Genomic DNA, 22941 nt, shown 5'->3' on the forward strand with positions numbered 1-22941 from the left:
TACGTCTCATGCAGGAAACTGATTCTCAGTCTCAGGAGCAAGCTACCGCCACCAAGGCCGCATCTGCTCCCGCCAAGTCCCGCACGCTGTGGGGCGACGCTTTTAAGCGTCTTCGTAAGAACAAGCTCGCCGTTATCGGTGTCTGCTGGATTATCATCGTCGTTTTGGTTGCCCTGACCGCCGATCTGTGGGCTAAGCCCTGGCTCGGTTCGCCGACGGCTTCCGACTCGACCACCATGGCCGAGACGTCGCTGCTGGCTCCGTGTGCCGAGCACCCGTTTGGCACCGACGCCCTTGGCCGCGACATTCTCGTCCGCGTTATCTACGGTGCACGCGTTTCGCTGTCCGTCGGCATTATGGCCACCGCCATCTCCACGGTGATCGGTTTGGTCATGGGTGCTCTGGCCGGTTTCTACGGCGGAATCTGGGATACGATCATCATGCGCTGCGCGGACATCTTCCTAGCGTTCCCGTACGTGCTGTTCGTCGTCGCCATGATCGCCGTTATCGGCCGTGGTCTTCAGAACGTCTTTATCGCCATCGGTGTTCTCGGCTGGCCTTCGATTGCGCGCGTCTTCCGATCTGCAATCCTGACGGTCAAGGAAAACGACTATGTTGACGCTGCGCGCGCGATGGGTGCATCCGATGCTCGTATCGTCGTGCGTCACATCTTCCCGAACTCCGTCGCGTCCATCGTGGTCTACGCGACTATGAACATTGGTGGCGCCATTCTGACCGAGTCCGCTCTGTCCTTCCTCGGCATGGGCGTTATTCCGCCTACGCCTTCGTGGGGCTCCATGATTCAGGACGGTCAGCAGTATCTACTGACCGCTCCCTGGATGATGATCATGCCCGGTCTGGCAATTCTCTCGACGGTGCTCGCCTTCACCCTGCTTGGTGACGGTCTGCGCGACGCCCTCGACGTCAAGATGAAGGACGCATAAGGATGAAGAAGAACAAGAACTATGTGGACCTGAAGGACCAGCCGGTTCCCGAGGGCCAGCATCTGCTCGAGGTCGATGACCTTAAGATGTATTTCCATACCGAGGACGGTGTCGTTCGCGCTGTCGACGGTGTGTCCTACACGCTCGATCGCGGCGAGACCCTGGGTGTCGTCGGTGAGTCCGGCTCCGGTAAGTCCGTGACCGCCATGACCATCATGGGCCTCATCTCGATGCCTCCGGGAAAGATTGAGGGCGGCGACGTTCGCTATCGCGGTCGTTCTATCCTCGAGATGACCGAGGAAGAGATGCAGCACATCCGCGGTAACGACATCGCGATGATCTTCCAGGATCCTATGACCTCCTTGAACCCGGTCTATAAGATCGGCAAGCAGGTGGGTGAGGGCCTTCGTCTGCACCGTGGTTACTCCAAGCAGGAGGCGCTCAAGCGCGCCACCGAGCTTTTGGACCTCGTTGGCATTCCCGAGCCCGAGAAGCGCGTCAATGAGTATCCGCACCAGTTCTCGGGCGGTATGCGTCAGCGTGTCATGATTGCTATGGCCCTTGCCTGCGATCCCGATATTCTGATTGCCGACGAGCCCACGACTGCCCTGGACGTTACCATTCAGGCTCAGATTATTGAGCTTATGCAGGAAATGCAGGAGAAGAACGGCAACGCCATCATCATGATTACCCATGACCTGGGCGTCGTCGCCGATATGGCCGATAAGATCATGGTTATGTACGCCGGCCGTCCTGTCGAGTTCGGTACTGCTGAGGAAATCTTCTACGAGAGCCGCCACCCCTACACCTGGGGCCTTATCCGCTCCATCCCGGAACAGGCCATCGATGAGAAGAAGCCTCTTACGCCGATTCACGGCAACCCGCCTTCGCTCATGAACTTGCCTGAGGGCTGCGTTTTCTCTCCTCGTTGCCCCTATGCGACGGACAAGTGCCGCAAGCAGCGCCCCGAGCGCGTTGTCACCGAGTCTGGTCATTACTCTGCGTGCCACTACTCCGGTGACCCCGAGTTCCTCAAGAACGCTCCTGAGACGTCCCGTACGCGCAAGGATTCCAAGAAGGGAGGCGAGGCGTAATGGCAGATACCAACGAGCGTACTCCGCTGCTGAAGGTCGAGCACCTCTCTAAGGAGTTTCCCGCTGAGTCCGGCATGTTCGCCAAGCGCTTCTCTAAGCGTGTCGTCTCTGCTGTGAATGACATTTCGTTCGAGATTTATCCGGGCGAGACCTTTGGCCTGGTCGGCGAGTCTGGTTGCGGTAAGTCCACCACGGGCCGCACCATCATGCGCCTGACCAAGCCGACGGCCGGCAAAGTGTTCTTCCAGGGCAAAGATGTTGCCGAGATGAGCAAGCATGAGATTAAGGACATGCGTCGCGAGATGCAGTTCATCTTCCAGGACCCCTATGCTTCGCTCAATCCTCGTATGACCATTGGCGAGATCGTCTCCGAGCCCATGACCATTCATGGCGTGGGTACCAAGGAGGAGCGCATTGAGCGCGTCCGCGAGCTGCTGGACGTCGTCGGCCTGAACCCCGAGCACATCAACCGCTATCCGCACGAGTTCTCGGGCGGTCAGCGTCAGCGTGTCGGCATCGCCCGCGCGTTCGCTCTGAAGCCCAAGCTGATCATCTGCGACGAGCCCGTTTCCGCTCTGGATGTTTCCATTCAGGCCCAGGTTCTGAACCTGCTCAAGGAACTGCAGGACAAGTTCGGTACGGCGTATCTGTTTATTGCCCACGACCTTTCCGTCGTGCAGCACATCTCCGATCGCGTTGCCGTTATGTACCTGGGCAAGATGGTCGAGGTTTCGGACTGGAAAACGCTCTATAGCGAGCCTCACCATCCGTACACGCAGTCGCTGCTGTCTGCCGTGCCGGTTCCCGATCCTGATATCCAGAAGACACGCAAGCGCATCATCCTCGCTGGCGATCCGCCGTCGCCGCTGGATCCGCCGACCGGTTGCCGTTTCCACACGCGCTGCCCGATCGCGCAGGGCATCTGCTCCGAGAAGCTTCCTGAGTTTAAGGAAGTTGCCCCGGGCCACTGCTGCGCCTGCCACTTCGCCGAGCCGTTCCCGATCAAGGAATCGCACATCGACCTGTAGTCGGTTGTTCTCGTCCGGGCCCGCTCTGGAGTTGCCTTTCAGAACGTCCTCGACCATGGAAGCCCCCTTATCCTGCTCCTTCGGAGCTGCGGATAAGGGGGCTTCCTGGTCTGAATGTTCTGAAAGGCAACTCCAGAGCGGGCCCTACGTTAACGCGGCAGAGGGGAGTGCGATTCCTTGATCGCTCACTTAATCTAATAGGAAATTGAGCGAGGCCGGAGCTTTAGCTCCGGCCTCCCCATATAAGGGCTCGGCAAAGCCGAGCCACCAAATTTGCATCAGCCCCCAGAACATGTTTGAGAACTGTGCATGAAGCATGTGCCCCTAGGGCAGGAATGAGGTTGCTTTCCAACGCATTCCGCAGGGGGCGGCATTATTTTGTAGCACGAAGCGCGGATCAAAATAATGCCGCATGCCCGAGGACGCGTTGGAAAGCAACCTCATTCCTGCCCGAACAGGTCAGTCTACCTGCGCATTTACAAATTCGTAAACTTTTTTGAAAAAAGTGCTTGCACAGTTCTCGAATCATAGGTTATTATTTTCCTCGTTGAACGCGCGGGTCCAACAAAACGAACTGCGAATCAACAACATAGCATGTCGGAGTGGCGGAATTGGCAGACGCGCTAGCTTGAGGTGCTAGTGACCGCTTTTTGGTCATGCGGGTTCAAGTCCCGCCTCCGACACCATCGCATTTGAGAAGCCTCTTCGGAGGCTTTTTTGTTACCGATAGACGGTGAGGTCCACGATGGAAACGCTTGAGCGCAACGAGTGGGCAGACGTTGCCCAACTGGTCGAGATCACGAGCGATGCTGTCATCATTTGTGAGCTCGACGGAACCATTCTGCATGTGAATAATCGCTTACTTGGTTTGATGTGCGAGGAACGCGCCGACGTCATCGGTGGAGATGTTAAAGACGTCCTGTATTCGTCCGCTTTTGAACGTGCGACGGAACATCGTCTACCATTTGAAACTGATGGCTCCGAGAACGAACTGATGCTCAAGCTGAGCGACGGATCCTTTATTCCCGTCTTGGTTCGCGCAGGTTCCGTTACGCCTCCGCGTATCTTTGGACGCCGCGCGCCGCGCGTCCTGGTGGCGCTTCACAGCATCGAAGAGCAGTATTCCCACGATCGTCAGCTCAAACGTGCACTATCGGAGCTTAGGGTGGCGAATAAACGCCTTTCGGGTACCCTTTCGGTCATTATGAGTACCGTGGGCTCCGATGAGCTCCCCAGCTTGCTCGATACCGTTTTGAATCAGCTCGTCGGAACGCTCGATGCCTCTGGAGCTGCGATTTATTTTTCTGAGAGCGGCGGTTTTAAACTTCGCGGTGTTTCCAAGGAGCTGCATGACAGCTACCTGCCCGAGTTTTTGCCGTATGGCGCTGGCATTCCGACGTATGTTCTTCGCGAGTCGCGTGCCTGTCGTCTGTCGATCCAGCAGGACCTTGAGGGCGACCGGGTTGCTTCGGGTATGTTCATGGATTTGGACAATCGTTCCAAGCACTTGCTGCGCATGCAGGATATGCCTCCGTATCGCAGCGAGATCTGTCTTCCCGTGTTTTACGGCACGCAGGTGCTCGGTATGTTGGAGGTCGGTTGGAAACGTCCACAGGCGCCACTTGCCTATGACCTTAACGTGCTCGAGGTCATCTGCGATTACCTGTCTATTCAGATGGTCGGCATGGCGTCGAGCTTACGTTCGCGCCGCACGGCAGAACTTGGTCGTTCGCTCAACGTGCTGCGCGATGAGCTTTTTACCTATCTTGATGATCCCGTCGTCGCTTCGCGCGCGGTATCGTCGGAAATTTGCGCTGTGCTCAACTGTCATTTTTGCCCCGTGGAGTATGATGCGGGTCTCGAAACCTATGTCATCGATTTTGAGGGCGGCAGTCGCGTAGCGTTGCCGGGCGATCCGGAGTCGCTCTTCTTTTCTGTCACGACGCCGGCAGCGCGCCTGGGATCAGCTTCCGATGGGTTCGAGACGTCGGTGCTGGGCGGGACGAGCGCTGACGATCTCAAGCACGTGCGCCTAACGCGCGTGGATGAATCCACGCCTATGGGTGCATGGCTGAGAGCACACGGCCTGCCGTGTCAGGGACTGTACGTCGACTCCGGTATCGAGGCGGGGCGCTATCGCTCGGAGACGGATGACAAGCGAAACAACGATGCGATCGTTCACGCTGATGTCGCCAAGGGACCGACGACGCGTTTTTTGCTGCTCCGCGATGGCAGCCAGGAGCCAATCGACGACCTTGAGTACGACTACATGGTGCATTTGGCCCACGATTTTGAGCTGATCTATGAGGGTGAGTCTCAAAAGCGCGAGGAGCGTCATATCGCTCAGACGCTTCAGATCGGCATGAGAAATTCGCTTGGTGACGTTCCGGGAATCGCCGCCGATTCGGTGTACCTATCGGCAACGAATTCGGCGCTGGTCGGCGGTGACTTCTATACGCTTGTTCGTCTTCCCGACGATTGCGCCGTTATGATTTTGGGAGATGTGTCCGGCAAGGGAATCGAGGCGGCGTCGATGTCGGCGCTCGTCAAGACGGCGCTGACGGCCTATGCCTGGGAGGGTGCGGGGCCTGCTCGCATGGCTCGCTCGCTCAATAGTATGATCATGGGCTTTTCGAGGGTCGAGACGTTTGTGACGGCGTTTATCGCCAAGATCGATCTTAAAGCGGGCCGAGCTACCTATTGCTCTGCGGGACATCCTCCCACTATGGTCATTCGGCCGTCGTCGACGCCGCTTGGTGGCGGCGAGACCTGCGGGGGAGAAGTGGAGCTCCTTGGGTGTCAATCGGGCGTGATCGGTGCCTTTGAGAGCATGGTGTACGAGACGGGCGTCTTTACGTTCGCTCCTGGTGACATGCTCTTTATGTATACCGACGGAACGATCGAAGCGCGCGATCGCTCTGGTGCTTTCTTTGGCGAGCAACGCCTTCGCGATCTTTTGCTCTCTGTTTCGGGTGAGGGCGTATCGGGAATCTGCGGTAAGGTCTTGAGCGAGCTTGACCGCTTTACCGAGTCGGCGCTGGACGATGATATCGCGTTGGTGTCCCTTGAGTTTTTACGGGGCCGATCGTAGGCTGCGACGCTTGAGGGGCGAAACCTACGCGGTTGTAGATATGTGTGCATCGAGCGAGCTCTTTTGGGGAACCATGGTCGTATGAATGAGTGGAATGACATAGCGGTTTTGACGCCACCGGGTGATGTCGACATCGCCTCGGTGCCCGCGCTGCGCCGACGGTTGGATAATTTGATCGACCGGGGCGTGCGCCGCGTTGTCATCAATTGCCAGGCCGTGGGCTTTATCGACTCGACGGGTTTGGCGTTTTTGCTTACACGCGCCAGAGAGCTCATGAGGCGAGAGGGCCTGCTTTCGCTCGTTAACGCCTCCGATGAGGTCATTCGCTTTTTGGAGATTGCCCGACTTGTCGACATCCTCCATGTTGCGGGCTTCGCTCGGGAGTCGATTCCTGCCATTCCGGTGGGGGAATTGCCTCGCTGGAGCAAGAGTGTCGAGGTGCGCCAGGGTATCGAGAACCTTCCATACTATCGTCATCGTATTGCCGAGCTACTCGAATCGCTTCCCCTGAGGCGTGATGAGCGCTATGACGTCGCATTGGCATCGGGCGAGGCGCTGGGCAACGCGTATGACCATGCGGGTGGTATCGGATGCATCCTGACGGTTCAGGCCTATGGCGATCGTGTCGTGATTGAGGTTGTCGACCGTGGGGCGGGCTATTCGATCGACGGGTCGAGTGAACCGGTTACGACTGAGGAGCGCGGGCGTGGAATCAAGCTCATGCGCATGTTGGTCGACAACGTGGAGGTTGCCCGTCGTACTGATGGTGCCGGTACGCGCGTTCGGATGGTAAAGCTGTTTAGCGGAACATTGGAATCGTGCGCCTAGTAAATCGTTTTGGCATGTATATCTGCCAAGAGCATGTGGCGAACAACTTTTTTGAAAAAAGTACTTGCGTCTTTTGGGCAACTCGCGTAAATTAATAACCCGCAAGCGGACATGGCTCAGTTGGTAGAGCACAACCTTGCCAAGGTTGGGGTCGCGGGTTCGAGCCCCGTTGTCCGCTCCATTGCATTTCCGGACCGTCTCAAGCGGTCCTTTTTCGGCGAAGTGGCCAAGTGGTAAGGCAGAGGCCTGCAAAGCCTTTACCCCCGGTTCGAATCCGGGCTTCGCCTCCAGGCAACATCCGGGCGCTCCGGCGCCCGTTTTGTTTTACATATGCGGACATGGCTCAGTTGGTAGAGCACAACCTTGCCAAGGTTGGGGTCGCGGGTTCGAGCCCCGTTGTCCGCTCCAACTATCTTACGCGGTTCTAACGAACCGCGTTTTTTGTTGACGCTGCGCGGGCCCCGGGCACCCCATCTTGCCCCTCAATCGTCGGTCGCGTACATAAAGTACGCTTCCCTCCTCTTTCGCGGCAACCTGGGGCACCCGGAGCCCGCTCGCTCATATGACCCAATCCACTGTCAAGGGCCACAATGGCCCCGCCGACCGCTTGCAATCGGTCGGCGGGGCCTGCCGTTAAACCCGTCCCGGTCCGCCCCCGGCATGTCATCGACGCCTTCGGCTCAGCCTCATATCCGCGGATACCGCTCCGGCGGCCCGCAATCCTCTCCTTCGGCGGGGTTCCCCTAGTCTGTCTTCGCGCATGCGGCGGCCGCCGCGCGCACAGCGAGAACGGGGGTGTCCCCGAAGGCTGCCCGGCTCGCCGGGACGGGGGCTTATGTCTATTCCGCGCCCTCCCGGCACATCGTGCCGAGGGCCCACAGCCACCTCACGAGCTCGGCCGCGGTGGCCGCGTTCGCCTTCGCCTGCGGCATCCCGCGGGCGATCATCTCCTCGCGGCGGCGCAGGAGCCTCTCGGACCCCTTCCTCCCGTGCATCCTTATCTCGAGGGGCACGCCGGAGCCCTTGGGCATCAGCTTCGGCTGGTGGCCGGCCTGGGCATAGCACCAGGACCCCTCGACAGCCAGCTTCCTGACGAGCGCGTTGCCGGCCCCGCTGATTCCGCCGAGGCGCACGGAGTCCGCGCTCGACCTCTGCTTCGGGCGAGGCCGAAGTAGGACGTCACCTGCCTGCCGGAGCGGAACCTCGAGAAGTCGCCGACCTCGGACGCGAAGGCGGCGGCGAGCGCGAACCCGCACCCCTTGATCGACTGGAGCGCCTCGACCTCGGCCGAGAGGGGGCCCGCCGCGACGGCGGCCCTGTATTCGGCGAGGAGGGCCGCCCTCGTCTCGTCGGCCGCCTCGACCTCGTTCCTCAGCGCCGCAAGCGCCCGGATGCCTCCGTCGTCGGCGGGGTGTATGCCGTCGAGCCACCTGAGGAAGCCGTACGTCCAGTACTTCCGGGGGTTGCCGGCCGGCGTCGTGCCGCCGTAGACATAGCCGCGGCGGGCTAGGAACGCCAGGAGCCGCTGCTTCGCCGCCGCGAGCCTCGCGGTCGCGGCGTCGTGGGCGGCGGCGAGGTCCCTGAGCCCCTCGATCTCGGGGGACGGCACCCATACCGGGGTGACGTCGTGCGACAGTATCGCCTTGGCCATCCTGGCCGCGTCGTTGCGGTCGTTCTTGGACGAGAGGTCGGCAGCCGACCTCGGGACCTTGGAGACGGCCGCGACGACGCAGTCGACGCCGAGCCCGGAGAGCTCCCTTTGCGGGGCGAAGCCGAGGTAGCCGCTCTCGTAGGCGGCGAGCGACGGGCCGGGGAAGCCCGACATCCACTCCGCGATCTCGCCCCAGGGGTTGCCGCGGAACCTCCTCGTCACGGCCTCGCCCGTCTCCGCGTCGAGCGCGCAGACGGTGGTGGACCTGAGGTGTACGTCCATTCCGAAGGCGGTAGAATATCTAGGCACGGGAGCCTCCCAACCTCGTTGCGGCGCGGCTGCGCCTCTGGCACTTCAACAACATTGTCGCAGCCCCGACCCGCGGTCACGAGCGGGGGCTCCTGTCGTTTCCGTGCCCCTGGATTGGGTCATAGTGTCTGTCGTGGCCGGGGGAGTAAGTCTTCCGTTCTTTTCACTAATCGATCGATTCGTCCCAGGAGGCTCGAGCCCGAGAGGGGGCGAGCGTTTGGGGCGTGGCTGCGGCGTTGATTGCCGTGAATGTCAGCTTTGGGCGTATCATCGTGGGCATCTCACAAAACCTCGTTGCAAGGGAGACACACCCCATGGCTACAGAAAAGTCCTCCTCGCGCTCATGGATGTCCGATGCCGCGATCTATCAGATTTACCCGCGCTCGTTTAAGGACTCGACTGGTTCGGGTTTGGGCGATATCGCGGGCATTACCCAGCAGATGGACTATCTTGAGCGGCTGGGTATCGAGGCCATCTGGCTGAGCCCGTTTTACCCATCGCCTCTTGTCGATGGCGGCTATGACGTGGCGGACTACTGCGATGTCGACCAACGTCTCGGCTCGCTTGACGACTTCGATGACATGATCGCCGCGGCTCACGCGCGCGGCATCAAGGTCATCGTCGACATCGTGCCCAACCATTCGTCCAACCAGCACCCCTGGTTCAAAGCCGCTCTTGCCGCCGGCCCCGGATCGCCCGAGCGCGCCCGCTATATCTTCCGTGATGGTCGCGGCGAGCATGGCGAGCTGCCTCCCACCAATTGGAATGCCAACTTTGGCGGCCCCGCCTGGACGCGTGTTGCGGACGGTCAGTGGTATCTGCACATGTTTACGCCCGAGCAGCCGGACTTTGACTGGTCATGCCCCGAGGTTCGCGCGTTCTTTTGCGACGTCCTGGCGTTTTGGAGCGATCGAGGCGTCGATGGCTTTCGCATTGATGTGGCGCACGGTCTCGCCAAGGATCTCGACCGCGATGATCTCGACCAGTGGCATCTCGCCGAGGGCGATGACATGGTTGACGACGGCACCCATCCGCTGTGGGATCGCAACGAGGTTCACGAGATCTATCGCGAGTGGCGCCGCGTGTTCGACCGCTATAATCCGCCGCGCAGCGCTGTTGCCGAGGCGTGGGTGCTGCCCGAGCGCCAGTATCTCTACGCGCGCCCCAGCGAGCTTGGCCAGACATTTAACTTTGAGTTCGCCAAGGCCACTTGGACCTATGATGACATGCACGCTGCAATCGAGGAGGGCTTGAAGGCAGCCATCGAATCCGATTCCGCCTCGACCTGGGTACTTTCCAACCACGACGTGCCTCGTGTGGCGACGCGCTTCGCCCTGCCGCAGATCAAGGCGACGCGCTACCACCAGATTGCGCTCGACTGGCTCTTACGCGACGGGTCGTCTTATGACGAGGACCGTGAACTCGGCGAGCGCCGCGCGCGGGCGGCCCTTTTGCTTGAGCTGGCGCTTCCGGGCTCGGCATACGTGTATCAGGGTGAGGAGCTCGGCCTTTTTGAGGTGGCTGACATCCCGTGGGCTGCACTCGAAGATCCCACTGCGACCAATACGCACGGATCGAAGCGCGAGAAGGGGCGCGACGGCTGTCGTGTGCCCCTGCCGTGGGTGGCGACGGACGATCCCGCGCAGGGCGGATCGTTTGGATTTTCGCCGATGGACGCCGATGCGGCGCCCCATCTGCCGCAGCCTGCATGGTTTTCCGATTACGCTGCCGATAGGGAAGAGGCGGACCCGACATCGATGCTTGCGCTCTATCGTGACGCCCTCTGGCTGCGGCGCAAGCTGCGCGGGTGCGCTAACGATCTTGCGTGGCTCGATCTTGACGGGCGCACCGGCCTTGCGGATGGTGCCGAGGGCGCTGAGGGCGGCGTCATCGCCTATCGCCGCGACAACGGCTGGGCGTGTGTGACGAACTTCGGTGCAGCACCCGTGGAGCTGCCGGCGGGCAAGGTCCTGCTCACCTCATCACCGCTTGCAGACGGCAGACTTGCGCAGGACAGCTCTGCCTGGATCATGCTCGCTGAGTTGTAGGGGGCCTCTTGCGGCGAGTTTGCGTTTGCTCGCGCTTTCCGTGGTGGCTGATGTCTTCGCGAGGTTCGAGAGGGCGTCGCAAAACTTTTCAAAAAAAAGTTCTTGCATAGGATGCGGGTATCACGTAAGATTAATCCTCGTAAGCGGACATGGCTCAGTTGGTAGAGCACAACCTTGCCAAGGTTGGGGTCGCGGGTTCGAGCCCCGTTGTCCGCTCCATTTGGGCGTTTAGCTCAGGGGGAGAGCGCTTCCCTGACACGGAAGAGGTCAGAAGTTCAAATCTTCTAACGCCCACCAAATGTTCGCAGCCCAGAGGCTTAGCCTCTGGGCTGTTTTGTTTTGCTCGCCAAATGGGTCGCCAAATACGTCACCAAATTTCGAGTTTTTTGATCTTCTGGGATGCTTCTCAGTAGTCATCCGAGAAAACTCTCATCTTCTCTGTTTGCATACACATATCTTTCAAGGATTCGTGCCGCGGTTACATGGGGCTCGGCAAGGCACGACCGCAACATGTTGGTCAAGCATAATCTTTTGGATTCTTTTGGCGTGAGCGGCTTGGTTTTGGTAGGATTTGTCAGCGGCTTGACTAAGGGGGTTTTATAACTGCCATGCAGGTAGCCGTGTTGGTAACGTTTTACCGACTTGCCAAGAACCCCTCATAATTAATGCGTCTGCAAAATGACCAATTGCTTTGACCTGCTGAAACACTATATGTTGTGTTTGAACTAAAAAAAGAATACAGGATATAGATGCCTCTTTGTCGTATGATAGATGGCGGACAGAGAACGAGGACCTTATTTGCCCCATTTGGATAGATCTTTGAGCCGCTTGATCGGCCGCGAGGATTGTCCGCATGAGGACCTATGGTTTATCGAGAACACAGATTGCGCGACGGCGCCGCAAGACAGGGGCAAGCCCTGCCGGGCATCGTTTGGCTCTGAAGCGCAATGAGACTACGACGCGAAAGAGGCAAGAGGATGAAGATCATCAAGCGCAGCGGCACCGAGGTTGTCTTTGACATCGATAAGATCGTCAATGCGATTCGCGCCGCAAACTTGGAGGTCGAGGAGAGCTCTCGTCTAACCGACCGCCAGGTGGTTTATGCGGCGCAAAACGTCGCCGAGGCATGCGAGAACGCGGGCCACACCGTTTCGGTCGAGGAGATCCAGGATTTGGTCGAGGACGAGATCATGCGTCTCGACTGCTACGAGGTCGCCCGCCACTACATCATCTATCGCTATGTTCAGAGCCTGAAGCGCCAGAAGAACACGACCGATGACAAGATCCTGTCGTTGATCGAGTGCAATAACGAAGAGGTCAAGCAGGAGAACTCTAACAAGAACCCGACCGTCAACTCCGTTCAGCGCGACTACATGGCCGGCGAGATTTCCAAGGACCTGACTCAGCGCGTGCTGCTGCCCCAGGAGATCGTGGATGCCCACAACGAGGGCCTGATCCACTTCCACGATTCCGACTACTTTGCCCAGCACATGCATAACTGCGACCTGGTGAACCTGGAGGATATGCTCCAGAACGGCACCGTTATCTCGGGCACGCTGATCGAGAAGCCGCATAGCTTCTCGACTGCCTGCAACATCGCGACGCAGATTATCGCCCAGGTTGCTTCTTCCCAGTACGGCGGCCAGTCTATTTCGCTGACCCATCTCGCCCCCTTTGTTGAGGTGAGCCGTCAAAAGATTCGCGGCGAGGTTGCCCGCGAGCTCGAGGAGCTCGGTGTTTCGGCATCTGCCGAAAAGGTCCGTGAGGTCGTTGAGGACCGTCTGCGTGACGAGATCCGTCGCGGCGTCCAGACGATTCAGTATCAGGTCGTGACCCTTATGACCACCAATGGCCAGGCGCCGTTCGTGACGGTCTTTATGTATCTCAATGAGGCCCGTACGCCCCAGGAGAAGCACGACCTTGCCATGATCGTGGAGGAGACGCTTCGTCAACGCTATGAGGGCGTTAAGAACGAAGCCGGTGTGTGGATTACCCCGGCATTCCCCAAGCTTATCTATGTACTCGAGGACGATAACGTTCACGAGAATTCCCCGTACTTCTACCTGACCCAGCTGGCTGCCAAGTGTACCGCCAAGCGCATGGTGCCCGATTACATCTCCGAGAAGAAGATGCGCGAGCTCAAGCTGTCGAAGGGCGAGACCGCCGGCAACGGCGATTGCTACACCTGCATGGGTTGTCGCAGTTTCCTGACGCCCGACCGCTCGGGCAACGGCTTTAACAATGTCGCCAACGCGCTGAACTATGACCCGACCAAACCCAAGTACTATGGCCGCTTTAACCAGGGTGTTGTGACCATCAACCTGCCCGATGTCGCGCTGAGCTCGCATCAGGACATGGACAAGTTCTGGAAGATCTTCGACGAGCGCCTTGAGCTGTGCCACCGTGCTCTGCTGTGCCGTCATGAGCGCCTGATGGGCACGCTTTCGGATGCCGCGCCGATTCTTTGGCAGTACGGTGCCCTAGCGCGTCTGAAGAAGGGCGAGACGATCGATAAGTTGCTCGTGGGCGGATACTCTACCATCAGCCTTGGCTATGCCGGCCTGTATGAGTGCGTCAAGTACATGACGGGCCACAGCCACACCGAGAAGGAAGGCACGCCGTTTGCCATGGCCGTCATGCAGCGCATGAACGACAAGTGCGCGGAGTGGAAGGCCGAAAGCGATATCGATTTCTCGCTGTACGGTACGCCGTTGGAGTCGACGACCTACAAGTTCGCCAAGTGCCTGCAGCGCCGTTTTGGTATTATCCCGGGCGTGACGGACAAGGGCTACATTACCAACAGCTATCACGTCCACGTGTCCGAGGAGATCGATGCCTTCGATAAGCTTAAGTTTGAGGGCATGTTCCAGCAGCTTTCGCCGGGCGGTGCTATCTCTTACGTTGAGGTTCCCAACATGCAGGACAACCTCAAGGCTGTCATTCGCGTGATGCAGTACATCTACGACAACATCATGTACGCCGAGCTCAACACCAAGAGCGACTACTGCCAGGTGTGCGGCTACGATGGCGAGATCAAGATTGTTGAGGACGATGGCAAGCTGGTGTGGGAGTGCCCCAACTGCGGCAACCGCGACCAGGAGAAAATGAACGTCGCTCGTCGTACGTGCGGCTACATCGGTACCCAGTTCTGGAACCAGGGCCGAACCGAGGAGATCCGCGACCGCGTGCTGCATCTCTAATAACCATCCCAGGCTGCCCTGTAGCGAGGCCCCGGACCTTTACTCGCTATTTCGGACAGTCCTGGCTCACGACGGAGGCGCCACTGGCGCCTCCTGTTCGTGCGGAACTCATATCGAGCAAAGGTCCGGGGCCTCGCTACAGGGCAGCCAAGTTGATGTAGCTGAGATGCAGCGCGCAGTCTGCTCACTCCTCGAAGTTCTTAGCGGAAATAAGTCGAGTTGCAGCTGCGATTTACTTGCGATGGTGGTTGAGCCGCAACCCAGTTTTTATTGGACCTCGAACCCTATGCTCGATGTTCGCTTCGTTCATTGAGTTACCCTTTGCATGAGGCCGGGACATATCGTCCCGCCCGCAGTTTCGCAGGCCGCAGGCCGAGAATGTTTGAGGACGGGATGATATGTCCCGGCCTCCCGGGAGAGTTACCTATGAACTACGCGAACATTAAGTATTTCGACATTGCTGATGGAGAAGGCGTTCGTACTTCTCTGTTTGTAAGCGGGTGCCGTCGTGGGTGCAAGAATTGCTTTAACTCTGTTGCGTGGGACTTTGCTGCGGGTGAGCCGTTCGATCGTGCCGTCGAGGACAAGATTATCGAGAGTCTCGATCATCCCTTTATCGACGGTCTGACGATTCTGGGCGGCGAGCCCATGGAGCCCGAGAATCAGGCGGGGCTCGTTGAGTTTGTCGAGCGTGTTCGCGCGGCCTATCCAGTGGGGTCGGGAAAGACCATTTGGTGCTTTACTGGCGACGTACTCGAGGAGCTTATGCCGGGCGGTCGTCATCATACCGAGGTGACGGACCGCATCCTTGCCTGCCTTGACATGCTGGTGGACGGCCCGTTTGTTCAGGACCTGTACGATATCTCGCTGCGCTTTAGGGGTTCGAGCAACCAGCGCGTGATCGATATGAACGCTACGCGCGCCCGTGCTGAGCGCGAGGGCGTTGCGCTTTGTGATGCGGTTGAACTTTGGCGTGATGATCCGGTCTATTCGACCCATACTATGTAGCTTGTGGTCGATGCCGGAGGGCGTGGTACCATAGCGCGAACGTGAAATCGGAAAAGTGAGGCCCAGATGGTCGATCAGGAAAAAGTCGAGGCCGCCATTAAGCTGTTGCTTGAGGGCATAGGCGAGGACCCAACTCGTGAGGGCCTGCTGGAGACCCCGGCGCGCGTTGCCCGTATGTATGGTGAGATCGCCGGCGGTATGGACCAGAGTGCCGAGGAACACCTGTCCAAAACCTTTGCCGTCGCTTCGAACGATTTGGTTATCGAGCGCGACATCACGTTCTACTCGCTGTGCGAACATCATCTGCTGCCGTTTTATGGCAAGGCCGCCATTGGTTATATCCCTAACGGTCGGGTGGCTGGGCTTTCCAAGCTCGCCCGCACGGTTGAGGTTTATGCCCGCCGTCTTCAGCTGCAGGAGCAACTGTGCGCACAGGTTGCCGATGCCCTCATGGATTATCTCGCTCCCCAGGGAGCGATTGTGTTGATGGAGGCCGAGCATATGTGCATGACGATGCGTGGCGTGCAAAAGCCCGGCACCAAGACCGTGACGCTTGCTCGCCGCGGCGTCTTTGAGACCGATCCCGCGCTCGAGGAGCGTTTCTTTAGGATGCTGGGCCGCTAACCATGAGAGTCGTCAACGACTTTACATCGAAGACCGATGAGGGGACGTCGCGTCGCGGCTTTATGGCTTCGGGCCTGGCCCCCTTTGGTGCCATGCCTCGCATTGATTACATTTGTGCCAACGGGCTGTTCCGGCGGCACCTGGGCAACATCGTACAGTTGGAATCGGGGCGCATCTTCTGCCGCCACGGTATTGACCATCTGCTCGATGTCGCGCGCATTATGTGGATCAAGAATCTCGAGGAGCAGCTCGAATTTGACCGCGAGGTCATCTACGCCACAGCACTTCTTCACGATATCGGCAAAGATGAACAGTATGAATCGGGTATATCCCATGATGTTGCAAGCGAACGCGTCGCTGATGCGATTCTCGGCGGCATGCCCGATGACGTGGCGTTTGAGCCGGCCGATGCCGCAGCCATTAAGACGGCCATTCTGGGCCATCGAAAGCTGCGCGTGAACAGCCAACCGCTTGAGCGTCTGCTCTATGCAGCCGACAAAGCGTCGCGTGCCTGCTTTGCATGCCCCGCGCGCAACGCTTGCAACTGGAGCGATGATAAAAAGAACCTGTCGATTCGCGTGTAGTTAGTTTGCGCGGTCGGGGTTCTAAACGAAGGAGACGATCGCGTTGAGTAACAAGAAACTGCCCGAGAATGCAACCAAGACCGAAGGCGCCGAGCTCGCCCGCCGTGGAAGGGGCGAAATATCCACCGCAACGGCGGTGCCTCACGTGAGCTATGACGATTTGCGCCATGCCGATCGTATTGTCATTGACGGCCTGGAGGTTTTTGCCAACCATGGCGTGTATCCCGAGGAGAACGCGCTGGGTCAGAAGTTCATCGTTTCTCTGGTGCTCTATGCCGACCTGCGCGCGGCGGGGGAGCACGATAACCTGGACGCCTCGATTGACTACGGCTCGGTGTGCCACGATGTCGATGGCTATCTGCGCGAGCATACGTTTAAGCTCATCGAGGCGGCAGCCGAGGGGACAGCCCAGATGCTGCTGCGCCGTTATCCCTCGCTGCTTGGTGTGCGCATAAAGCTCGATAAGCCGTGGGCTCCTGTTGGCCTGCCCCTGGCAAGCTGCGGCGTCGAGATCGAGCGCGTGCGCTAGTCGACGCTAGAGCTTGTTGAGGGGTGGCTGCTTGAGCCGCTGAGACAGTGCTCTATTGTTGGGACAGTACGTGTCGAGCAGGGCGTGAAAGCGCTGATTGTGGCTCGGCTCGAGCAGATGGACGAGCTCGTGGGCGACAACCATGTCGAGGCATTCGACAGGGTAGGCGGCGAGCTCGCGCGCGATGCGAATGGCGCCGGTTTTGGGTGTGCAGGAGCCCCAACGCGTTTTCATGCTGCGCACGGAGACGCGGGCCACGGTGACGCCCATTGCGATTTCGTACGCGTGCACGATGTCGCGTAGCGCTGCGGTGACCTCGGACGCGTAGAGCTGGTCGATGTGGGCTTGGAGCTCGTCGGACGTTAGGCCGTCGAGGATTGCGCGCCGCTTGGCCTGTGGGCTTTCGTCCGATTCGTCGGTACCCATAAAACTTGCGAAGGTGGCCTGCTTGGGTCGCGGTGCGGGCGATGCAAAGTTGTGATCGAGTGCGTCCTGTACCGTGATGGGCTTGCCCCAAAGTGCAATGATGGACGAGGGGCTGAGCGGCTCTCGCGCTGTCGCCTGACGTTGCTCACGTTGGGCAAGTCGGCTGATAATCCAGGCGCTGTTGCGCTTCACAAACGCTTCGATGCGCTCGTGGCTGGCGCCGAGCGGTGCGCTGGCGTGGACCTCGCCGCTCGATGTGACGCGTAGGTTAAAGTTCTTGACGCGCTTTTTGGTAACGACGACGGGGATGAGCGTTCCATCCGGTCGGGGTACGGAAATCGTAAATTGCTGCGTCAAATGTGATCCTTCAGATTGGGGACGGGCCGGCATGTCGACCGCTCGGCATGCCGGGCCGCTCAAGGGATGCGAAATTAATTGCGCTCTTAATAGCGCTCGAAGAAGGCGAGCGCGTTGTCGCTGCAGAGCTTCTGCATCACGGTCTTGCCAAAGTGCTTGGAGAGCATGTTCTGGAATTCGGGCATCTTGCTGGCATCAGAGAGGAAGTCGGGTACCTTGGCGCCGTCCCAGTCGCCGCCGAGTGCGATGACATCTTCGCCGCCCAGGTCGAGCCAGTGCTCGATATGTGCCGCCAGCTGGTCGAAGGTGACGTCTGCGGCGGTTTCGTCGGTTGCGTCGTTGGAAAGGAACTCGCTGCAGTAGTTGAGGCCGACGATGCCACCCATGTCGCGAATGGTGCGGAACTGGTCGTCGGTAAGGTTGCGTTTGACGCCGCAAACCGCACGGGAGTTGGAGTGGCTGGCGACGAAGGGACGCGTGGCGTGGGCGACAACCTCGTCAAAGCACTCATCGTTGAGGTGGGAGACATCAAGTACCATGCCGGCGTGCTCCATCTGCGTAAGTGCCTCGATGCCGGCGGCGGTGAGACCGGCGTGGGTGTCGTGGCCGCTCGCGAGCGGTCCCTGCGCGTTCCAGCTGAGTGATGACATGAGTACGCCCAGGCTCTTGAGCACCTCGATCAGCGCGGGGTCCTCGGCAAAGAACGTGGCGTTTTCGATGGTGTGGATGCAGGCGACCTTGCCGTCTTTGAGCGCGGGGCGAATGTCTGCGGCGTTGCGTACGTTGACCATGCGGTCGTGGTTGAGCATTGCTTGGCCGCTCATGTGTGCCATGATCTGCGCCTGGAAGCGCGCGGCGTGGGCGGTGGGAATCTCGTCGGGGACAAATGTGGCGAAGCACTGTGCCCACGGCGTGTTGCCGATCTTTGCGAGCGAGATGGCGCAGGCGTTGCCCTCGATGAGGTCGAAATCTTGCGGATGCGTTTCGTCGCCGGGGAAATAACCGTCGGTGCCGGCGGTAAAGCGCAGGTCGAGATCGAGCGTGGCCCAGCCGATGCGGTCGGCGGTGTCGCAGTGTAGGTCAAATACGGGATATGCCATGGTTCCTCCGGTTGCAGCGTTTCTTTGCAAACTGTCTTTGAATTGTATGACTAGGGTATAGTTAGCGCCATATGTTCACGGCGGCCCGCGTTGTGCGCCGCCCTTATCACGGAGGTTACCATGTCCAACCAGGGCAAGAAGGTCAAGACTCATTATCGCGGCACGCTCGATGACGGCACGCAGTTCGATAGCTCCTACGATCGCGGCGAGCCGCTGGAGTTCACCTGCGGCGCCGGCCAGATGATCAAGGGCTTCGACGCCGCTGTTGTCGACATGCAGGTGGGCGAGAAGAAGACCGTGCACATTCCTGCTGCCGATGCCTACGGCGAGCACAACCCCGAGATGGTTATTACCTTCCCGGCCGAACAGGTTCCCAATATCGAGCAGATCGAGAAGGGCATGAAGCTCTTCCTGTCCACGCCGAGCGGTATGCCCGTTCCCGCCGTGGTCATCGACGTGACGCCCGAGGCCGTGACGCTCGACGCCAACCACGAGTTGGCCGGCAAGGACCTCAACTTTGATATCGAGCTCGTCGAGGTCGAGGGCTAGAGTATGCCTGAACGCTTGGTTTCGACGACATGCTTGGGAAATCTCAACGATCCGTCCTATGAACTCCTGCTTCGCCGGGAGCTGGGCGGTGTCTTTGAGGTTGACGAGCTGCTGCTCGATTGGGACCAGGCTGATGTATGCGCGTTTGTGGGTGTGACGGAGCTGGGGCGCACAGTCGATGTTCGGCTGGATGCTGCCGACGACGGTCGTCTTGCCGATGGTGACGTGCTCGCCATCGACCGTTCGGGCATGGCGCCCGTGGCGGTTGTCGTGCGCCTGCGCAGTGCCGAGGTTTATTTGGTCGAAGTTGACCGCATGGACCCGATTGCGCTCGCGCATGCGTGCTGGGAGATCGGCAACATGCATGCGCCGATTTTCCGAGGCGACTCGGACGAGCATACCGTGCGCATGTATACGCCGGTGCAGCCTGTTTTGGGCCGCATGCTCCGGGGTGTCGAGGGTGTTCGGCTCTCGGTGGTTACCCGTGAACTCGATGCGGCCCGGCGCTTTGAGTCGAGTGCGGCGGAGGTCGTCGTGAGCATGGCTCCCGACTTTACCATCGTAAAAAAGACGCGCGGCTAAGCGCGCGTATGTGTAAGACGGGCTTTGAGGGGCGACCAATCAAGGTCCGTCTTGCTGTTGATAGGAGGCTTTGGGGAAAGCATATGGGTCTTGAGGGAATCAAGCTGATTGCATGCGATTTGGATGGCACGCTGTTGCATCCGGGGGAGCGCGAGCCGCGTTCCGAGGCCTTTGAGCTTATCGATGAGCTGCATCGTCGCGGTATCGTGTTTATGCCGGCGAGTGGCCGTCAATATGCGAGCTTGCGCTACCTGTTTGCCCCGGTGGCCGATGAGCTCGCCTATGTATGCGAAAACGGAGCCCTGGTGATGAGCGAGGGGCGTGCCGTTGTCAAGCGTTCCATGGAACGTAGCCTTGCTATGGATATCGCGAACGCCGTGGTTGCGTATCCCCATGCCGACGTGACCCTTTCGTGTGAGGGGCGCCTCTACACCATGAGCGGCAATGACGCGTTTGTTGACCACCTGCGCTATGAGGTCCACTGCGACGCGGCGGTGGTCGACCGTCCCGAGGACATCGACGAGGACGTCATTAAGATTGCCTTCCAGACGCCCGAGGCGGAGCAGCCGGCGGCCTTGGAGTATTTCGAGCGCCTCTTTAGCGACCGAGTCGATGTCATGACATCGGGAACCGAATGGACGGACTTTATCGGTTTCGGTTCGGGCAAGGGCTCCGCGCTTGCCGATTACGGTCGTGCCCTGGGGATTTCGCCCGATGAGATGATGGCGTTTGGCGACAATGAGAACGATCGCGACATGCTCAACGTCGTGGGCCATCCCTATCTGATGGAGAGCTGCAACCCCACCATGCGCGGCATCAACGACCGCGTCCGCTACGCGCGCACGGTCGAAGAGGAACTGCATCGCCTGCTTGCCGAGTAGATATTTGGGACATGCCTAGAAATCTACTTTTTGCTACAGAGTGCGGAAAGGTGGATTTTAAGGCATGTCCCAAACATTTATCGGCAGTCGGGGCAGAGACCCTCGAAGATGGTGTAGTGCGACGTGACGTGCCAGCCGATTTGCTCGGACGCCTTGGCGTCGAGCTGGGCATCGAAGGGGAGCGGTACATCGATGACGCGGCTGCACGAGGTGCAGATGATATGCGCATGTGGCTCGATCGTGCGATCGAAGCGGCTGCCGCCCGGCGTCTTGATGGAGAGGATCTCGCCAGCGTCGGCCAAGAGATTGAGATTGCGGTAGACCGTACCACGGCTGATTTTGTCATCCTGCGCGCGCACGACGTTGTAGATTTCGTCGGCGGTGGGATGGTTATAGCTTTGGCGCACGGCGTCGAGAACCAGCTTTCGCTGCCTGGTATTCCTTCTTTGCACCGCCATGCGCCTCGCCTCTTTTCTATCAACGGTCGTAGGTAAATGATACCGTATTTAGCACACAATACTAATAACGAGGAATGAAACCGTCTTCATTGGCAAGTGGGGCTCGGGTCTGGGCGTCTACGAGGCGAAAACGCGTTCCCATGCGCTCGTAGGAGGCATGAAGCGCCTCGAGATGAGATAGGATGTTTGCCGGAGCCCCCTGTATCTCCATCTCGACTGAGCCGTCTTCCATGTTACGCACCCAGCCGGTGGGTGCGCGTGCCTGCGCGAGGTTGGTGTTGGTAAAGCGAAAACCGACGCCCTGGACTTGCCCTTCCCAGCGCAGGAAATAGCGCAGGGGAGCGTCTTGAGTGGCCTCGTCGCTTGCGAGCACAGTAAGCCTGCGGCGCAGCTCGAGCTCGACGTTTGATGGTTTTTGAGGCTCTCGACTGCCGCCGGTGACGCTGGAGAAGAACGTATCGAAGAGGCCCATCGCTATGCCTGCTTGCCTGCGTCGGCCGGGAAGGTTATGCCGGCCTGCTGGCGCACGGCATCCATGATACGCAGCGAGACGAGCGTGACATCGCGGTAGTGGCCAAGCTCGTGGCGTCCCGCCGGGGTCTCCCAAATCTCTTCCTTAACGTTATCGATGCCGTCGATGGCGGTGATAAAGTCCGCGAGCTCGTATTCCATGGTGTTGCTTGACTTGGGAAGGTCGAGCGCGCGTCCGTTGCCGCCTTGCTCGCGCGGCGCCTCGGTCGCCGATCCGCGTACGACATCGCCGCGATAGTCGATACGGACGTTGCGGGGCGTGGACAGATGGTCAATCTGGATAGTGCCACGCTCGCCTTCGATCTGCGAGGGCAGCAGGTCATTCGTAATTTTGGAGTGCGCGAGCTCGACGGAGATACGGCCACCGCCGTAGCTGGCAAGGATGGAACCGCAGCCATCGATGGGGCCGTGCGTGAGCTGTCGCGTGGTGGGGTCGAGCAGAGTAGTCATGCTCGTAAGGCCGGAGGGCATGCCGAAAATCTCGACCATGGGCTCGACGGTGTAGACGCCAATGTCCATGAGGGAACCCGATGCCATATTGCAGTCGAAGATATTGGTGGCGCGTCCCGCGAGAATCTCGTTGTAGCGCGAGGAATATTTGCCAAAGCGCAATGAGGCGCGGCGGATGGGGGCGATCTCGCCCAGGGCGTCCTCGATGGCGTGGAAGGCGGGATCGTGGAGGGGACGCATGGCCTCGAGGGCCACGACACCTGCTGCCTCGGCAGCGCGGAAGACTTCCAGCGCCTGCGCTTCGGTGGCGCAGAAGGGCTTCTCGACGATGACGTGCTTGCCACCGGCGATGCAGGCAAGGGCCTGCTCGTAGTGAAGTGCGTTGGGGCTGCCGATATAGACGGCGTCGACGTCGGCGGCTGCCGCAAGCTCATCGAGTGAGATAAAGTTTCGCTCGCCATCGCGCTCGGCGGTAAAGGCAGCACCGCGATTGGCATCGCGTGAAAGCGTGCCCACAAACGCGGCTTGGTCGTTGGCGTTGACGACTTGGATAAAGTCGTCGGTGATCATGGATGTGCCGATGGTCGCGATGCGCAGCATACGTCCCCCTTGCGTTGTTTGGTCTACAGGATGAGTGTAGCGCGTGGGGATATAAAGCTGTGCGAAAAC

At 59.4% G+C, this 22941-nt stretch carries 20 protein-coding genes and 6 tRNA genes; 20 read left to right on the top strand and 6 right to left on the bottom strand.

Features of this window, described 5'->3' with window-relative positions; translation table 11 throughout:
- The first annotated feature begins 8 nt into the window (after positions 1 to 8).
- The 9 genes from DW112_RS06950 (at position 9) to DW112_RS06990 (ending at position 7393) form a co-directional block, all read left to right on the top strand.
- The gene (locus DW112_RS06950; protein WP_118256772.1) at positions 9 to 944 is read left to right on the top strand and encodes an ABC transporter permease; all 936 of its coding nucleotides are present in this window, start codon (positions 9 to 11) and stop codon (positions 942 to 944) included.
- Positions 945 to 946: 2 nt separating this feature from the next.
- The gene (locus DW112_RS06955; protein WP_117564867.1) at positions 947 to 2038 is read left to right on the top strand and encodes an ABC transporter ATP-binding protein; all 1092 of its coding nucleotides are present in this window, start codon (positions 947 to 949) and stop codon (positions 2036 to 2038) included.
- On the top strand, positions 2038 to 3066 hold the full coding sequence (locus DW112_RS06960; RefSeq protein WP_022094888.1) for an ABC transporter ATP-binding protein: 1029 nt from the start codon (positions 2038 to 2040) through the stop codon (positions 3064 to 3066). Before DW112_RS06955 ends, DW112_RS06960 begins: the two co-directional genes overlap by 1 nt.
- Positions 3067 to 3662: 596 nt before the next feature.
- A tRNA-Leu gene (locus tag DW112_RS06965) sits at positions 3663 to 3752 on the top strand.
- 59 nt (positions 3753 to 3811) lie between these two features.
- A complete protein-coding gene (locus DW112_RS06970; RefSeq protein WP_118328632.1) occupies positions 3812 to 6157 on the top strand; it encodes a GAF domain-containing SpoIIE family protein phosphatase in 2346 nt (781 codons plus the stop codon).
- Between the two features lie 81 nt (positions 6158 to 6238).
- Positions 6239 to 6985 (top strand): anti-sigma factor antagonist, encoded by a 747-nt coding sequence (locus tag DW112_RS06975; RefSeq protein WP_117635453.1) that lies wholly within the window; start codon positions 6239 to 6241, stop codon positions 6983 to 6985.
- A 105-nt stretch (positions 6986 to 7090) separates the two neighbouring features.
- Positions 7091 to 7166, top strand: a tRNA-Gly gene (locus DW112_RS06980).
- A 35-nt stretch (positions 7167 to 7201) separates the two neighbouring features.
- Positions 7202 to 7275: transfer RNA gene (locus DW112_RS06985), tRNA-Cys, on the top strand.
- 42 nt (positions 7276 to 7317) lie between these two features.
- Positions 7318 to 7393 (top strand) — tRNA-Gly (locus tag DW112_RS06990).
- Positions 7394 to 8015: 622 nt separating this feature from the next.
- On the opposite strand, the gene DW112_RS06995 is transcribed toward DW112_RS06990, so the two are convergent.
- Positions 8016 to 8945: a transposase gene (locus DW112_RS06995; RefSeq protein ID WP_147351838.1), complete on the bottom strand. Its 930-nt coding sequence runs from the start codon at positions 8943 to 8945 to the stop codon at positions 8016 to 8018.
- Between the two features lie 314 nt (positions 8946 to 9259).
- Here DW112_RS06995 and DW112_RS07000 point away from each other — a divergent pair, with 314 nt between their 5' ends.
- The 8 genes from DW112_RS07000 (at position 9260) to folB (ending at position 16938) form a co-directional block, all read left to right on the top strand.
- Positions 9260 to 10993, top strand: coding sequence for a glycoside hydrolase family 13 protein (locus tag DW112_RS07000; RefSeq protein WP_233503017.1), 1734 nt, complete (start codon positions 9260 to 9262; stop codon positions 10991 to 10993).
- Between the two features lie 143 nt (positions 10994 to 11136).
- Positions 11137 to 11212: transfer RNA gene (locus tag DW112_RS07005), tRNA-Gly, on the top strand.
- 3 nt (positions 11213 to 11215) lie between these two features.
- Positions 11216 to 11290, top strand: a tRNA-Val gene (locus DW112_RS07010).
- A gap of 680 nt (positions 11291 to 11970) precedes the next feature.
- Positions 11971 to 14193 carry an anaerobic ribonucleoside-triphosphate reductase gene (nrdD, locus tag DW112_RS07015; protein WP_117583876.1) on the top strand — a complete coding sequence of 741 codons (2223 nt, stop codon included), beginning with the start codon at positions 11971 to 11973 and terminating at the stop codon, positions 14191 to 14193.
- Positions 14194 to 14619: 426 nt separating this feature from the next.
- Complete coding sequence (nrdG, locus tag DW112_RS07020; protein ID WP_117635452.1) at positions 14620 to 15201, top strand: anaerobic ribonucleoside-triphosphate reductase activating protein; 582 nt, start codon at positions 14620 to 14622, stop codon at positions 15199 to 15201.
- Between the two features lie 66 nt (positions 15202 to 15267).
- Positions 15268 to 15825: a GTP cyclohydrolase I FolE gene (gene folE / locus DW112_RS07025; protein WP_022094399.1), complete on the top strand. Its 558-nt coding sequence runs from the start codon at positions 15268 to 15270 to the stop codon at positions 15823 to 15825.
- Positions 15826 to 15827: 2 nt separating this feature from the next.
- Positions 15828 to 16409: an HD domain-containing protein gene (locus tag DW112_RS07030; RefSeq protein WP_172622418.1), complete on the top strand. Its 582-nt coding sequence runs from the start codon at positions 15828 to 15830 to the stop codon at positions 16407 to 16409.
- A gap of 43 nt (positions 16410 to 16452) precedes the next feature.
- A complete protein-coding gene (gene folB, locus DW112_RS07035; RefSeq protein ID WP_055251396.1) occupies positions 16453 to 16938 on the top strand; it encodes a dihydroneopterin aldolase in 486 nt (161 codons plus the stop codon).
- Between the two features lie 6 nt (positions 16939 to 16944).
- Here the strand turns inward: folB and DW112_RS07040 are convergent, their stop codons facing one another.
- Positions 16945 to 17721 carry a M48 family metallopeptidase gene (locus DW112_RS07040; RefSeq protein WP_158551976.1) on the bottom strand — a complete coding sequence of 259 codons (777 nt, stop codon included), beginning with the start codon at positions 17719 to 17721 and terminating at the stop codon, positions 16945 to 16947.
- Between the two features lie 86 nt (positions 17722 to 17807).
- Positions 17808 to 18821: a dipeptidase gene (locus DW112_RS07045; protein WP_117716537.1), complete on the bottom strand. Its 1014-nt coding sequence runs from the start codon at positions 18819 to 18821 to the stop codon at positions 17808 to 17810.
- 120 nt (positions 18822 to 18941) lie between these two features.
- Here DW112_RS07045 and DW112_RS07050 point away from each other — a divergent pair, with 120 nt between their 5' ends.
- From DW112_RS07050 to DW112_RS07060, 3 genes are all read left to right on the top strand, one after another.
- Positions 18942 to 19370 (top strand): peptidylprolyl isomerase, encoded by a 429-nt coding sequence (locus DW112_RS07050; RefSeq protein ID WP_055286916.1) that lies wholly within the window; start codon positions 18942 to 18944, stop codon positions 19368 to 19370.
- Positions 19371 to 19373: 3 nt separating this feature from the next.
- Positions 19374 to 19952, top strand: a complete 579-nt coding sequence (locus DW112_RS07055) for an urease accessory protein UreE (RefSeq protein WP_118328634.1) — start codon at positions 19374 to 19376, stop codon at positions 19950 to 19952.
- 83 nt (positions 19953 to 20035) lie between these two features.
- Complete coding sequence (locus tag DW112_RS07060; RefSeq protein WP_158571736.1) at positions 20036 to 20833, top strand: HAD-IIB family hydrolase; 798 nt, start codon at positions 20036 to 20038, stop codon at positions 20831 to 20833.
- Positions 20834 to 20910: 77 nt separating this feature from the next.
- Here the strand turns inward: DW112_RS07060 and DW112_RS07065 are convergent, their stop codons facing one another.
- The 3 genes from DW112_RS07065 to DW112_RS07075 all read right to left on the bottom strand — a co-directional run bounded on the left by DW112_RS07065 (position 20911) and on the right by DW112_RS07075 (position 22872).
- The gene (locus DW112_RS07065; protein ID WP_172677978.1) at positions 20911 to 21291 is read right to left on the bottom strand and encodes a Fur family transcriptional regulator; all 381 of its coding nucleotides are present in this window, start codon (positions 21289 to 21291) and stop codon (positions 20911 to 20913) included.
- Positions 21292 to 21352: 61 nt separating this feature from the next.
- Complete coding sequence (locus DW112_RS07070) at positions 21353 to 21763, bottom strand: acylphosphatase (RefSeq protein WP_118328636.1); 411 nt, start codon at positions 21761 to 21763, stop codon at positions 21353 to 21355.
- A gap of 2 nt (positions 21764 to 21765) precedes the next feature.
- Positions 21766 to 22872 (bottom strand): Gfo/Idh/MocA family protein, encoded by a 1107-nt coding sequence (locus tag DW112_RS07075; RefSeq protein WP_117564441.1) that lies wholly within the window; start codon positions 22870 to 22872, stop codon positions 21766 to 21768.
- Positions 22873 to 22941 lie beyond the last annotated feature (69 nt).

The organism is Collinsella sp. AM09-41 (assembly GCF_003473245.1).
Taxonomy (GTDB): Bacteria; Actinomycetota; Coriobacteriia; order Coriobacteriales; family Coriobacteriaceae; genus Collinsella.